The 12,379-nt window shown below is 68.8% G+C and carries 16 protein-coding genes and 1 tRNA gene; 7 read left to right on the forward strand and 10 right to left on the reverse strand.

Translation table 11 applies throughout. From position 1 onward, the window contains the following. Window positions 1-77 precede the first annotated feature (77 nt). From ACJH5R_RS22560 to ACJH5R_RS22570, 3 genes are all read right to left on the reverse strand, one after another. A tRNA-Ser gene (locus ACJH5R_RS22560) sits at window positions 78-168 on the reverse strand. A 29-nt stretch (window positions 169-197) separates the two neighbouring features. Continuing rightward, complete coding sequence (locus ACJH5R_RS22565) at window positions 198-665, reverse strand: nucleoside deaminase (RefSeq protein WP_406782991.1); 468 nt, start codon at window positions 663-665, stop codon at window positions 198-200. Then, window positions 662-1,183, reverse strand: a complete 522-nt coding sequence (locus ACJH5R_RS22570) for a tRNA adenosine deaminase-associated protein (RefSeq protein ID WP_406756781.1) — start codon at window positions 1,181-1,183, stop codon at window positions 662-664. Before ACJH5R_RS22570 ends, ACJH5R_RS22565 begins: the two co-directional genes overlap by 4 nt. An 84-nt stretch (window positions 1,184-1,267) precedes the next feature. Here ACJH5R_RS22570 and ACJH5R_RS22575 point away from each other — a divergent pair, with 84 nt between their 5' ends. Further along, window positions 1,268-2,209, forward strand: coding sequence for a prephenate dehydrogenase (locus tag ACJH5R_RS22575; protein WP_406783004.1), 942 nt, complete (start codon window positions 1,268-1,270; stop codon window positions 2,207-2,209). Here the strand turns inward: ACJH5R_RS22575 and ACJH5R_RS22580 are convergent. Further along, window positions 2,175-2,771, reverse strand: a complete 597-nt coding sequence (locus ACJH5R_RS22580) for a putative glycolipid-binding domain-containing protein (protein WP_406782992.1) — start codon at window positions 2,769-2,771, stop codon at window positions 2,175-2,177. The two genes, ACJH5R_RS22575 and ACJH5R_RS22580, sit on opposite strands and share 35 nt — an antisense overlap. Window positions 2,772-2,875: 104 nt before the next feature. Between ACJH5R_RS22580 and ACJH5R_RS22585 the strand changes: the two genes are divergently transcribed. Next, window positions 2,876-3,208, forward strand: coding sequence for a lipopolysaccharide assembly LapA domain-containing protein (locus ACJH5R_RS22585; protein WP_406756779.1), 333 nt, complete (start codon window positions 2,876-2,878; stop codon window positions 3,206-3,208). Between the two features lie 9 nt (window positions 3,209-3,217). On the opposite strand, the gene ACJH5R_RS22590 is transcribed toward ACJH5R_RS22585, so the two are convergent. The 6 genes from ACJH5R_RS22590 to ACJH5R_RS22615 all read right to left on the reverse strand — a co-directional run bounded on the left by ACJH5R_RS22590 (window position 3,218) and on the right by ACJH5R_RS22615 (window position 8,458). Continuing rightward, window positions 3,218-3,862 (reverse strand): histidine phosphatase family protein, encoded by a 645-nt coding sequence (locus tag ACJH5R_RS22590; protein ID WP_406756778.1) that lies wholly within the window; start codon window positions 3,860-3,862, stop codon window positions 3,218-3,220. 34 nt (window positions 3,863-3,896) lie between these two features. Beyond that, window positions 3,897-5,768 (reverse strand): alkyl/aryl-sulfatase, encoded by a 1,872-nt coding sequence (locus tag ACJH5R_RS22595; protein WP_406782993.1) that lies wholly within the window; start codon window positions 5,766-5,768, stop codon window positions 3,897-3,899. A 47-nt stretch (window positions 5,769-5,815) separates the two neighbouring features. Further along, entirely contained in the window at window positions 5,816-5,950 is a 135-nt protein-coding gene (locus tag ACJH5R_RS22600; protein ID WP_406756776.1) for a hypothetical protein, read from the reverse strand. A gap of 4 nt (window positions 5,951-5,954) precedes the next feature. Further along, window positions 5,955-6,140, reverse strand: coding sequence for a hypothetical protein (locus tag ACJH5R_RS22605; protein WP_406782994.1), 186 nt, complete (start codon window positions 6,138-6,140; stop codon window positions 5,955-5,957). 112 nt (window positions 6,141-6,252) lie between these two features. Further along, window positions 6,253-7,776, reverse strand: coding sequence for a sensor histidine kinase (locus ACJH5R_RS22610; RefSeq protein ID WP_406782995.1), 1,524 nt, complete (start codon window positions 7,774-7,776; stop codon window positions 6,253-6,255). Further along, window positions 7,754-8,458 (reverse strand): response regulator transcription factor, encoded by a 705-nt coding sequence (locus ACJH5R_RS22615; RefSeq protein ID WP_406756916.1) that lies wholly within the window; start codon window positions 8,456-8,458, stop codon window positions 7,754-7,756. Before ACJH5R_RS22615 ends, ACJH5R_RS22610 begins: the two co-directional genes overlap by 23 nt. Window positions 8,459-8,533: 75 nt before the next feature. Here ACJH5R_RS22615 and ACJH5R_RS22620 point away from each other — a divergent pair, with 75 nt between their 5' ends. The 5 genes from ACJH5R_RS22620 to ACJH5R_RS22640 all read left to right on the forward strand — a co-directional run bounded on the left by ACJH5R_RS22620 (window position 8,534) and on the right by ACJH5R_RS22640 (window position 12,372). Next, a complete protein-coding gene (locus ACJH5R_RS22620) occupies window positions 8,534-8,878 on the forward strand; it encodes a nuclear transport factor 2 family protein (RefSeq protein WP_406756773.1) in 345 nt (114 codons plus the stop codon). 91 nt (window positions 8,879-8,969) lie between these two features. After that, complete coding sequence (locus tag ACJH5R_RS22625; protein ID WP_406783005.1) at window positions 8,970-9,968, forward strand: phosphotransferase family protein; 999 nt, start codon at window positions 8,970-8,972, stop codon at window positions 9,966-9,968. Next, on the forward strand, window positions 9,965-11,209 hold the full coding sequence (locus tag ACJH5R_RS22630) for an amidohydrolase (RefSeq protein ID WP_406782996.1): 1,245 nt from the start codon (window positions 9,965-9,967) through the stop codon (window positions 11,207-11,209). The genes ACJH5R_RS22625 and ACJH5R_RS22630 overlap by 4 nt, the downstream gene beginning before the upstream one ends. A gap of 70 nt (window positions 11,210-11,279) precedes the next feature. Next, window positions 11,280-11,588 (forward strand): hypothetical protein, encoded by a 309-nt coding sequence (locus tag ACJH5R_RS22635; protein WP_019737957.1) that lies wholly within the window; start codon window positions 11,280-11,282, stop codon window positions 11,586-11,588. 28 nt (window positions 11,589-11,616) lie between these two features. Continuing rightward, window positions 11,617-12,372, forward strand: coding sequence for a hypothetical protein (locus tag ACJH5R_RS22640; RefSeq protein WP_406782997.1), 756 nt, complete (start codon window positions 11,617-11,619; stop codon window positions 12,370-12,372). The last annotated feature ends 7 nt before the right edge of the window (window positions 12,373-12,379 follow it).

Raw genomic sequence — 12,379 nt, forward strand, 5'->3', positions numbered from 1 at the left:
AAAACCCCGGCAAAAGCCGGGGCAATCTGTAACCGATGACGCGACTCATGTGTAACCCATGACCCGACTCATCACAATGGCGGTGGCGGAGGGATTTGAACCCTCGGTGGGGGGTTACCCCACACACGCTTTCGAGGCGTGCTCCTTAGGCCGCTCGGACACGCCACCGCGGGACAGCGTACCTAACAAGGTGCCCGTCAGCCCAATCGCTGCCGGGCGAAGAACGCTTCCAGTGGTGCAGCGCACTCGGCGGCCAGCACTCCGCCACGCACTTCGGGCCGGTGATTGAGCCGGCGGTCCCGGACTACGTCCCACAGCGAGCCCACCGCCCCGGTCTTGGGCTCGAAGGCCCCGAACACCAGCCGGGCCACCCGCGCGGCCACCAGCGCGCCCGCGCACATGGTGCAGGGTTCCAGGGTGACGGCCAGCGTCGCGCCGGTCAGCCGCCAGCCGTCGCCGAGGACGGCGGCAGCGGCGCGAATAGCCAGCAGTTCGGCGTGCGCGGTGGGGTCGCCGAGAGCTTCGCGCGCATTGGCCGCCTGGGCCAGTACGGTGCCGTCGGGACCGACCACCACCGCACCCACCGGCACGTCGCGCGGCCCGGCCCGGCCGGCGGCCAGCAGGGCCGCGCGGATCAGGTCCTCGTCGGTGGGCGGGCCGCTCACCGAGCGCGTCGCGGCAGGGCCGCGGTGAGCTGCTCGTCGAATCCCATCTCGTTGGCGATGCGGTGCAGCTGCTCTTCGACGGCCAGGTCGGACTCGTCGAGGATGACGCCGAGCACCGCGGCGGGCAGGCCGATATCGGACAGCACCCCCAGGTCGCCCTCTTCGAACGGGTCGGCATCCTCCAGGTCGTCGGCGTCGATGTCGGCGTCGATCTCTTCGAGCACCTCGTCGGCCAGGTCGTAGTCCAGCGCTGCCGTGGCATCCGAGAGCAGCAAGCGGGTGCCGGCCGGGCCGGGGCGGATGATCACAAAGAACTCGTGGTCGACATTGATCAGACCGAAAACAGCTCCGGCACTGCGCAGTTCACGTAGCTCTGTCTCTGCTGTGGACAGACTGGTAAGGGCTGCGGCACGCATGGACGTGCAACGCCACTTGCCGTCTTCACGCACAACAGCCACTCCGAAACCGTCCAGCGTCTCCGCCGGCCGGCCCGGTGCGGACGAGCTCTGTGCTCCCATGGGCGCCTACGGTAGTCGCCGCTTACGCCCTTGACCAGCGTGTGCCAACCTGGACAGGTGGCGGTAAGCACAGTGAAGACTCCGGTGTGCGTCTTAGGGCTCGGTCTGATCGGCGGTTCGGTGCTGCGTGCGGCCGCGGCGGCGGGCCGGACGGCGTTCGGGTACAACAGGTCGGCCGACGGGGTGAACGCCGCGGTCGCCGACGGCTTCGATGCCACCACCGAGCTGGAAACGGCCCTGAAGCGCGCCGCACAGACCGGTGCGCTGATCGTGATCGCCGTCCCGGTGCCGGCGCTGCCGCTGCTGCTCGAACCCATCAGCCGGCTCGCACGCGACTGCCCGCTGACCGACGTCACCAGCGTCAAGAGCCCGGTGCTCGACGAGATCACCGCCGCCGGGCTGCAGGCCCGCTTCGTCGGCGGGCACCCGATGGCCGGGACCGCCCATTCCGGTTGGCCCGCCGGACACGCCGATCTGTTCCAGGGCGCACCGTGGGTGATCAGCGTCGACGACCACGTGGACCCGGCGGTGTTCGCGCAGGTGCTGGATCTGATTCTGGACTGCGGATCACTGGCGGTACCGGCCCGCTCCGAGGAGCACGATGCGGCCGCGGCCGCCATCTCTCATCTGCCGCATCTGATGGCCGAGGCGCTGGCCGTGACGGCGGCCGACGTACCGCTGGCGTTCGCGCTGGCCGCCGGATCCTTCCGCGACGGCACCCGGGTCGCCGGGACGGCACCGGACCTGGTCCGGGCCATGTGCGAGGCCAACTGGCAACGGCTGCTGCCGGCGTTGGATCGCGCGATCGCGCTGCTGGCCGATGCGCGCGATTCGCTGTCGGCGTCGGACTCGGTGGCCGAACTGGTCAATCATGGGCACGCCGCGCGCACGCGCTACGACAATTTCCCGCGCAGCGAGATCGTCACCGTCGTCGTCGGCGCCAACGACTGGCGCCGGGAACTGGCCGCCGCGGGCCGGGCCGGCGGCGTGATCAGATCCGCGTTGCCAACCCGGGATAGTCGATGACGAAGCCGTCGTCATCGACGGTGATGGTGGTGCCGCGGGCATCGGTTCCCGGGGTGATCACCTTGATGCCGGGCCGCGTCCCGACACTGCTGTAGCTGGCGGTCGCCGCCACCACCGACATGTCGGGCAGGTTCAGGTAGAGCGTGGGCAGGGTGATCGCCGCCTCTCGCTCGTGCAGCCGGGCCCGCCGGATCGGCAGCGTGTTGAAGAACGGGCTGAACAGCATGTCGATGTCCAGCGCCCCGTCATAGCCGGCGCGGGACTGCCCCCGGGCATCGGTGACCAGCCACATGTTCTCTTCGTCACGGGCGATCACCAGCTGACGTTCCCGTTCGGCGAGCGTGACGGTCAGGCCTAACCGTTTGGTGGCGCCGGACTCGTCGGTGTGCAGGTCGTAGTAAACGCCGAACGCCGGATGCTCCGCGGTGGCCCCGGCCACGATGCGGCCGTTGGCCCTGATCCGATTTCCGGACAGCTGCACACGCACCGACTCCATCCGGGGGACGTCGGGCGCCCGCCAGGTCAGAATCGCCGGCCACGGACCGGACGGGGCTGCGCTCACCAATCCACCGTAAGCGACCGGCCAACGATCCGCAGTCAGGCCCCCCGGCGCGCAAACTGACGAGAACCGGTTCATTTCTGGGCCCCAGGCGGCAAGATATCCCCATGAGCAGCGACCCGCGCGTGCCCGTCGACCCACCTCAAGGTGAACCCAGCCCCCCGCCGCCGCCTCCGGCGGCGATGCCATTTACCCGCGCCGGCGCGCTGTGGAGCGCGCTGATCGCCGGTTTTCTGGTCCTGATCGTGTTGCTGGTGTTCGTCACCCAGAACACCGGCCCGGTCGACCTGGCGTTCTTGACCTGGACGTGGAGCCTGCCCAAGGGGGTGGCGATCCTGCTGGCGGCGATCTGCGGCGGGCTGCTGACCGCCCTGGTCGGGACCGCGCGAATCTTCCAACTGCGTCGCGCCGCCAAGAAGTCCCTCGCGGCGCACCGGTAGCCGGCCGGATCAGCCCGCGGCTTCGCCGCTTCCCTCGCCACCGGAGAACCGGGCCTGATTGCGCGGCAGCAGGTCCCAGACATGCTCGGTGCCGTTCGTCGATGCCACCGCGGCCTGCCCGGACCGCGAGTACAGCAGGCGGGTGACCGACACATAGTCGATGGGAAACGACAACAGGCGCTGCGTGCCCAGGACCTGGTGCAGGATCACGTTGATCACGCCGCCGTGGCTGAACACCGCGACCGTGTCGTCGGGTTCGGCGCCGGCCACCACGTCGGCGACGGCGTCAGCGACTCGGGCACAGAACGCGGCCTCGTCGACGTCGGCGGGCAGATGCCCCTGCGCCATCCGGGCCCAATCCTGCGGTCGCTCGGTGGCCAGCTGTTCGACGGGCAGGTAGCCGGCCAGGTCGCGGTCGTATTCGGCGAACCGCTCATCGATGTCGACGCCGTAACCCAGCTGCGCGGCCAGCGGCTCAGCGGTCTGGATCGCCCGGCGCTGCGGGCTGCTGACCAGCCGGGTGATCGGGAATCGAGTCAACGCATCCGGCAGGCGCTGCGCCTGGGCGAAGCCGGTCTCGGACAGCTCGGGATCGGAGCCCTGGCCGTACTCGCTGCGTAGCGGGAGGGCATGGCGGATCAGCAGCAACTGCACGCATGTCACCCTAAGGGGCCGGTTCGGCCCCGCCTCACGGGGTGACGATGTTGAAGTTCGGGTCGGCCTTGTCGAGTACGCCCAGCAGGTTCGCCCAGGCGGCCTGGTCGCCGGTGACCTCCAGTCCCCCGTCGCCCAGCAGCGCTGCCAGCAGCGCCAGCTTGGTGGCCGCCGTGACCGTGACGTCCGCGCTGGCCGGATCCGCCGGCGTCTTGCGATGGACCAGTACCCCGTTGCGCAGAGTGAGGCGATAGTTGACCCCGGTGTCGGCGAACGTGACGTCCAGGGCCAGCGCCAGAACCCAGGCTCGCGGCCCGTTGATCCGGATCGCCAGGCTCTCGAAGAGTTGCTCGGGGCTCAGTTGCGAGATCAGCGCCACCGAGGTGACCTGGCCGACGGTGCCGAAGTTGCCGGTACGCAATTCGGTGGCACCGGACAGGAAGAAATTGCGCCAGGTCGCGTTCTCGGAGCCGTAGGCCAGCTGCTCCAGTGTGTCGGCGTAAAGCCTGCGCGCCCCGGTGTGCTCGGCGTCGGTGAACATCGCGTGGTCGAGCAGGGTTGCCGCCCAACGGAAATCACCGTCTTTGAAAGCCGCGTCGGCGAGTTCGACAACGCGGTCCACGCCGCCCAGCGCTGCCGTGTAGCGGGGTCCCAGCGCCTCCGGGGGGTGTGGCCACAACCGGGCCGGGTTGCCGTCGAACCAGCCCAGATACCGTTGGTAGACGGCTTTGACGTTGTGGCTCACCGATCCGTAGTAGCCGCGGGCGTGCCAGGCGTTTTCCAGGGCCGGTGGTAGCTGGAACTGTTCGGCGATCTCGATCCCGCTGTAGCCGCAGTTGAGCAGCCGCAACGTCTGGTCATGCAGGTAGGCGTACAGATCACGCTGCAGCCCGAGGTATTCGGCGATCCGTTCGGTGCCCCACGTCGGCCAGTGGTGCGAGGCGAACACGACGTCGGCCCGCCCGGCGAAGGTGTCGATGGCCTCGGTGAGGTAGCCGGCCCAGGCCCGCGGGTCGCGCACCAGCGCGCCCCGCAAGGTCAGCAGGTTGTGCTGGTTGTGGGTGGCGTTCTCGGCCATGCACAGCGCCCGGAATTGCGGGAAGTAGAAGTGCATTTCGGCCGGCGCCTCGGTGCCCGGCGCCATCTGGAACTCGATCTGTACGCCGTCGATGACGTGAGTCTCACCGGTCTGGGAGATGGTGACGGTGGGGACGATGACGGACACTTCCCCGGTCGAGGTGTTCTGCCCCAGGCCGCAGCCGACCTGCCCGCGGGGGCCGCGCGCCAGCACGGTGCCGTACATGTAGCCGGCCCGGCGCAGCATCGCGGTGCCGGCGTAGACGTTCTCGGCCACCACATGCTCGATGAAGCCCTCCGGGGCGAGCACGGCCACCCGGCCGGCGTCGACGTCGGCCTGCGAGGTCACACCCAGCACACCGCCGAAATGGTCGGCGTGACTGTGCGTGTAGATGACCGCGATGACGGGGCGGTCCTGGCCGCGATGCTCTCGGTAGAGCTGCAGCGCCGCGGCGGCGACCTCGGTGGAGATCAGCGGATCGATGACGATGATTCCGGAGTCGCCCTCGACGAAGGTGATGTTGGAGATGTCGAAGCCGCGCACCTGGTAGATGCCCTCGACGACTTCGTAGAGCCCCTGCTTGGCGGCCAGCTGGCACTGGCGCCACAGCGACGGATGCACCGAGGTGGGCGGATCACCGGCGAGGAAGTCATAGCTGTCGTTGTCCCACACCACCCGGCCATCGGCGGAGGTGATGACACACGGTGTCAGTGCGGCGATGAAGCCGCGGTCGGCGTCGGCGAAATCTGTTGTGTCGCCGAAGGGCAGCGTGCTGCGGTGCTCGGCGTGGGCGGCCTCGATCGTTGCACTCACCGGCTGGTTCTCCATGGCGCCCAGCTTGCCACCAACGCCGTGTCGCGGCGTGGGTTGACGCGTCAACGGCGCCGGCGCAACGAAGTCAGTGCGTGACGCAGCCGCGTCGGCCACGACGGGCGGGCGACCCGGTCGCGGGTCTCGCGCGCCTCGTGGGCGTAATCGCGGATCGATTCGTCGCCTTCTTCAGCACGCATGGGATCACTTCTCCGGTGAGTCGTCGGGCGGGGCCGGCGGGTCGTCGGGAACCAGCCGTTCGGGCACCTCGGCAGGCGCCAGTCGTTCCGGCGGTTCCGCGGGCACCAGTCGTTCCGGCGGCTCGTCGGGAGTACGCCGGTGCGGCGACTCTTCCGGCCGGCCCGGTTCGGGTGGCAGTTCGGGATTCATCTGGGTCGCCTACCCCACGGGCGGCGGGTGCAAACCCGGGGCGAGCGTGCGCAGTTGTCCGTCAAACCCGGCGTGTTGCCGTGCAAACACGCACGCTCGCGGAAAAAGGGGGCTACCGGGGCAGGCGGACGGTGAACGCGGTGCGGCCGGGTTCGCTGGCGACGCCGATGCTGCCCCGATGCGCGCGGACCACCGCCGAGGCGATCGCCAGCCCGAGGCCGGTGCTGCCGCCCTTGCGGGACCGGGAGGTGTCCCCGCGGGCGAACCGCTGGAAGATCTCCGGCAGGAACTCCGCCGGGATGCCCGGCCCGTCATCGGTGACGCTGAGCACCGCGTCGTCGCCATCGACGGCCAGCCGTAGCGTCACCACGGTTCCCGGGCCGGTGTGCACACGGGCGTTGGTGAGCAGGTTGGCCACCACCTGGTGCAACCGGGCGGCATCACCGGGCACCGTCACCGGCTCATCGGGCAGATCGAGTTGCCACTGGTGGTCCGGGGCTCCGACGTGGGCGTCGCTGACGGCGTCGACCGCCATCCGGGACAGGTCCACCGGCTCGTGCTCCAGCGGACGACCGGAATCCAGGCGGGCCAGCAGCAGCAGGTCTTCGACCAGTTGGGTCATCCGTTCGGTTTCGGACTGCACCCGGCTCAACGCGTGCGCCAGGCCTTGCGAGTCCGCGTCATCGGATACCGGGATCCGTTGCGCCAGTTCGGTGTAACCACGGATTGCGGTCAGCGGCGTGCGCAGCTCATGGCTGGCGTCGGCGACGAACTGGCGCACCCGGGTCTCACTGTCTTGGCGGGTCGACAGCGCGGCAGCGATGTGCTCGAGCATCCGGTTGACCGCGGCGCCCAGTTGGCCGACCTCGGTGCGGGGGTTGGCGTCGGACTCGGCGACCCGCACCGGCAGCGTCGCCTCACCGCGATCCAACGGCAGGCCGGCCACTTCGCCGGCGGTCTGCGCGACGCGGCGCAGCGGGGCCAGCGCTCGCCGGATGACCGCACTGCCGGCGGTGGCCACCGCGGCCACCGCAACCAGCGTGACCAGCCCGAAGATCAGCAGCACCCGGACCATGGTGGCGTCCACCGCGGCCAGCGGCAGTCCGGTGACGATCACGTCGTCACTGCGCCGGGCGGTGGTCGCGACCACCCGGTAGCGGCCCACGCCGTCGAGGCGCCGGGTCACCGGCGGCGACCCCGCCGACACGTCGGTCAAACGTGTTGTGGCGGAAGGACTCAGCTCCTCCCGCTGACCCGAGGTGCTCAGGTACCCCGCCTCGATGTCCTGGTCGTCCGCGGGAGCGCCCCCGCTCTCCACCACCGCACCGACCATGCCGGCCGGCTGACCGGGGGCGTCCAGGAAGTCCGGGCCGGGCCCCGGCCGCGGCCGGTGGTGCCGATGCCCGGGCGGCGGCGGTGGCTGGCCGTGCAGCCGCGCCGAGCGATGCGAGGCGTCGGAGAGCTGGTGGTCGAGTTGGCTGACCAGGTACTGATACAGCGCAAGCTCCGTCACCGCGCCGATACCCAGGCAGGCCACGGTCAGCAGCACGATCTGACCGGCCAGCAGGCGCGCCCGCAGCGACCAGTTGCGCCAGGTGCCGCCTTGCGGCGATCTACCCAGCCGGCTTGAGCACATAGCCCGCACCGCGCAGCGTGTGGATCATCGGCTCTCGGCCGTTGTCGATCTTCTTCCGCAGGTAGGAGATGTAAAGCTCGACGATGTTGGCCCGGCCACCGAAGTCGTAGTCCCACACCCGGTCCAGGATCTGCGCCTTGGACAGCACCCGCTTGGCGTTGTGCATCAGGTAGCGCAGCAGCTCGAACTCGGTGGACGTCAACGTGATCGGGTCACCGCCGCGGGTCACCTCGTGGGAGTCCTCGTCGAGCACCAGGTCGCCGACCACGATCTGGGCGCCGGCCTCGGCGGTGCTCACCCCGGTACGGCGCAACAGCGCGCGTAGCCGCAACACCACTTCCTCGATGCTGAACGGCTTGGTGACGTAGTCATCGCCGCCGGCGGCCAACCCAGCGATGCGGTCCTCCAGGCCGTCCTTGGCGGTCAAGAACAGCACCGGCAGCCGCGGGTTGATATCCCGCAGCTTTCCCAGCACGTCGAGTCCGCTCATGTCGGGCAGCATCACGTCGAGCACCACGACGTCGGGACGTTCCGCCTTGGCGGCCGCGATCGCCGAAGCGCCATCGCCTGCGGTCGCGGTGGTCCAGCCTTCGTAGCGCAGCGCCATCGACACCATTTCGGCCAGCACCGCCTCGTCGTCGACCACCAGCACGGTGATGGGCTTGCCGTCGGCGCGCGACATCACGACACGTTCGACCGATCCCCGTGGCGTAGACATCACGTTCCAGTATGTCGGGCGCGCCGATATCTTCATCGCATGGCACGCTCACCGCAGGAAATCTTCGACCACCACCTCCAGGCTCTGCTCGCTCGCGACGTCGACGAGCTGCTCGTCGACTACACCGACGAATCCGAGCTGATCACCGCCGCCGGCGTGGCGCGGGGCAGCAGCGGAATCCGGGCCGCGTTCAGCCAGCTGTCCGCCGCACTGGCCGACGCGAACTTCGAGATCAAGTCGCAGACCTACAGCGGCACGGTGCTGCTGCTGGAATGGACCCTGGACGCACCGGGTTTCGGCGTCGACGGGGTAGACACGTTCCTGTTCGGCGACGACTCGATCCGGGTGCAGACGATCTCCCAGCAGGTCCGGCCCAAGAGCTGACAACGCGGGAACGGGGCCCGCGAAACCGGTGAACCGCTGCGGGCCGACGGGTTAGGTTCGCCCCGTGAACCTCGAAGCGGTCGCGGAATGGATGTCCACCCAGGGCCTGGGCGAGGGCCCGCTGGATAACGTCACGGAGCTGTCCGGCGGCACCCAGAACGTCATGCTGGCGTTCACCCGATCCGGTCGCCGCTATGTGCTGCGGCGCGGCCCGCGGCACCTGCGACCGCGCAGCAATGCGGTGATGCTGCGCGAGACCCGGCTGCTGGCCGCGTTGGCCGGCAGCGACGTGCCGCATCCGGGATTGATCGCCGTCTGCGACGACCCGGCGGTGCTCGGTGATGCGGTGTTCTACCTGATGGAGCCGGTCGACGGGTTCAACGCGAGCGGGGAACTGCCCGCCCTGCACGCCGGCGACCCGACGGTCCGCTACGGGATGGGGCTGTCGATGGCCGATGCGCTGGCGAAACTCGGCGCCATCGACCATGTCGCCGTGGGGCTGGCGGACTACGGAAAGCCCGACGGGTTCCTGGAACGCCAAGTGCCGCGGTGGCTTTCCGAACTGGACTCCTACCGACAGTTCGAGAACTATCCGGGGCCCGACCTGCCGGGCCTCGAGGACGTCGCCGCCTGGTTGCAGCGCAATGTGCCGACATCCTGGCGACCGGGGATCCTGCACGGCGACTACCACGCGGCCAACGTGATGTTCTCCCCCAGCGGACCGGAGGTGGTGGCGATTGTGGACTGGGAGATGTCGACCATCGGGGACCCGCTGCTGGACCTGGGCTGGCTGTTGGCCACCTGGCGCCAAGACGACGGATCCAGCGTGTTCAGCCACACCCTGACCGGCATGGACGGACTGGCCTCCCCCGATGACCTGGTGCAGCGCTATGCCGCGGGCAGTTCGCGCGATCTGTCGCACCTCGGGTGGTACACGGTGATGGCAGCTTTCAAGCTGGCCATCGTGATCGAGGGCACGCTGGCCCGCGCGTCGGCGGGCATGGCGCAGCAGGAGGTCGGCGACCAGTTGCACGAGGCCGCCGTCTGGCTCTTCGAGCGGGCCCAGACCTGGATGGCGGACGCGAAATGACAGACCTCATCGACGACATCGACAGGATCGTCTCCGCCGACACCCGGCGCCTGGTCGACATCTTCAAAGACCTGCACCGCAATCCCGAGTTGGGGTTCAACGAAGTGCGCACCGCGCGCACGGCCGCGCAGGCGCTGAGCAACCTCGGCTTCACGGTGACCACCGGGATCGGCCGCACCGGCGTGGTGGCGGTGCTGGCCAACGGCCCCGGCCCGGTGGTGATGTACCGGGCCGACATGGACGCGCTGGCAGTGCCCGAGGCCACCGGCCTGGACTACGCCAGCAGTTATCCGGCGCTCGGGCACATGTGCGGGCATGACGCACACGTGACGTGGATGTTGGGCCTGGCCAAGGTGCTCGCCGAGACCACCGACACCTGGTCGGGTACCGCGGTGCTGATCGGACAGCCCGCCGAGGAACTGATCGCCGGCGCCCAAGCCATGATCGATGGCGGCCTCTACGACGTCGCACCCCGACCGGACGCCTTCCTGGCGATGCACACCGCGCCGGTACCGGTCGGCATGGTTGCCGCGGTCGGCGGGGAGCGGATGGCCGGCACCGACCAGCTCGACATCGTGTTCCACGGCGTGGGCGGACACGGGTCCATGCCCCAGTTGGCCCGCGACCCGGTACTCATGGCGGCGCAGGCGATCGTGCAGTTCCAGAGCATTGTCAGTCGCGCCGTCGCACCCAGCGAGACGGCGGTGCTGACGGTCGGCTCGGTACAGGCCGGCAGTGCCTACAACGTCATTCCGGACCGGGCGCTGCTCAAGGTCAACCTGCGGTGGTTCAACCCCGACGTGCGCGAGACGCTGCTGACCGGCATTCGGTCGATCTGCCTGGGCATCGCCCGCAGCTACGGGATGGGCGAGGACCGGCTGCCGGAGATCTCGCTGGCCGGCGGCGCCACTCCGCTGGTCAACGACACCGCCCTCACCGACCGGGTGGCCACCGCGCTCGGCGACCTGCTCGGTGAGGCCAACGTCGTGCGCCAGCTACCGGCGCTGACCGGCTCGGAGGACTGCCACCTGCTCAAAGGGCCGCACCTGGAGGTACCGCTGGCATATCTGCTGGTCGGCGTCGCCGATCCGCAGGTGTACGCGAAGTCCGCGGAAAAGGGTCAATTGTTCCCCTTCACACCGCACTCGCCGGACTATATGGTCGACCTTTCCGCTATCCCGCTCGGAACCAGGATTGCGGCCCGTGCAATGCTTGAATTGCTTACGCCCAGTCGGTTTTAGCAGTGTTTATGCTCCGCCGAGTTTCCGAAATACTTGTGCGGTCCACGAAGAAGAGCTAAGGTGTATTGCTGTGGACGATCGTCACAAAGATCCAACCGTCGTGTTGCCCTATCTCGTAGGCAGGCCGCTTGGAGCGACCGAGGTCTACGAGGCATTCGGCTACCGCAAGTCCGCCTACTACAAGGCGGCACATGAGGGCCGGCTGATCAGCGCGGACAATCTGATCCGAGTTGCCAGGTACTTCGGGCTGAACCCCGTCGACCTGCAGGTACGGTTCGGATTGATCGAGCACGACGCCGTCGCCGAGTACCTGGAGTCCTCATCGCGGCCGCTGCGCCTGGGTGATCTGAAGGCGGATCTGGACAAACCCCCCGTCTAAGAGGACCGCCAGGAAGTACCGTCGACGCATGACGTCGGCGTTAATTGGTGCCACCGTGTTGGTGGCGCTGTACACCCTGTGGGTGCGCCGCGATACGTGGTGGTCGCGTTGGGAAATCGGCATCACCCTGGCGATCGCCCTGGAGACCTTCGCGCTCGTACTGATGTCGCCCTGGGCAGCCGAAACCCTGGGTCCGGGTTTGCACCACGCCACGCGGATATGGAACATCCAGCAGCTGGCCGGTCACATCTGCTTCGTCGTCGCCATCGCGGCCAACATCTATCACGTGCTGGCCCGGCTGGCCGACTTCGACCAGATCCGACCGTTGTTCCGCCTGCATGTGCAGTTGCCCGTACAAGCCGGCGTGGTGGCGATGACCGCGCTGTTCCTCATCGCCGACGCGGGCTATCGCCCGGACGGTTTCTCATCGCTCGGGGGCGGCGGCGCCTGGGCGAGGGCCTACTGGGCGCTGTTGTCGCTGGTGCTGATCTACCTGTCCGGCTACGCGACGCGAGTGTTGTCCATGCTGCGATCCGATCCCCGCGCCAAAGAGACCGTCGAGCTCTACACCGCCTCCACGGCCTTCGCCGTGGCGGCCATCATGGCGCTTTTGAGCAATGCCTGGTCCAAAGCCGATGTCAGCCCGCTGATTTGGCTGTGCGCATGTATTTCCGTGGCGATCTTCGCCTACGGTTCAGCCCGTTCCTGGCAGGCCAAAGCCGCGTGGTTCGCCAGCAGCGAGCCTCCGGTTGCGCAGCCCAATCCCCCACAAGCCCTGTCGTGAGGGCACT

This window comes from Mycobacterium sp. SMC-19, from assembly GCF_045310815.1.
Classification (GTDB): Bacteria; Actinomycetota; Actinomycetes; order Mycobacteriales; family Mycobacteriaceae; genus Mycobacterium.

Bases quoted from the DNA above. Each gene is read 5' to 3' on its own strand.
- ACJH5R_RS22570 (WP_406756781.1), bottom strand. From the start codon at position 1,183: ATGGGAGCACAGAGCTCGTCCGCACCGGGCCGGCCGGCGGAGACGCTG.
- ACJH5R_RS22585 (WP_406756779.1), top strand. From the start codon at position 2,876: ATGAGCAGCGACCCGCGCGTGCCCGTCGACCCACCTCAAGGTGAACCC.
- ACJH5R_RS22595 (WP_406782993.1), bottom strand. From the start codon at position 5,768: ATGGAGAACCAGCCGGTGAGTGCAACGATCGAGGCCGCCCACGCCGAG.
- ACJH5R_RS22600 (WP_406756776.1), bottom strand. From the start codon at position 5,950: ATGCGTGCTGAAGAAGGCGACGAATCGATCCGCGATTACGCCCACGAG.
- ACJH5R_RS22605 (WP_406782994.1), bottom strand. From the start codon at position 6,140: ATGAATCCCGAACTGCCACCCGAACCGGGCCGGCCGGAAGAGTCGCCG.
- ACJH5R_RS22610 (WP_406782995.1), bottom strand. From the start codon at position 7,776: ATGTGCTCAAGCCGGCTGGGTAGATCGCCGCAAGGCGGCACCTGGCGC.
- ACJH5R_RS22615 (WP_406756916.1), bottom strand. From the start codon at position 8,458: ATGTCGCGCGCCGACGGCAAGCCCATCACCGTGCTGGTGGTCGACGAC.
- ACJH5R_RS22620 (WP_406756773.1), top strand. From the start codon at position 8,534: ATGGCACGCTCACCGCAGGAAATCTTCGACCACCACCTCCAGGCTCTG.
- ACJH5R_RS22625 (WP_406783005.1), top strand. From the start codon at position 8,970: ATGTCCACCCAGGGCCTGGGCGAGGGCCCGCTGGATAACGTCACGGAG.
- ACJH5R_RS22630 (WP_406782996.1), top strand. From the start codon at position 9,965: ATGACAGACCTCATCGACGACATCGACAGGATCGTCTCCGCCGACACC.
- ACJH5R_RS22640 (WP_406782997.1), top strand. From the start codon at position 11,617: ATGACGTCGGCGTTAATTGGTGCCACCGTGTTGGTGGCGCTGTACACC.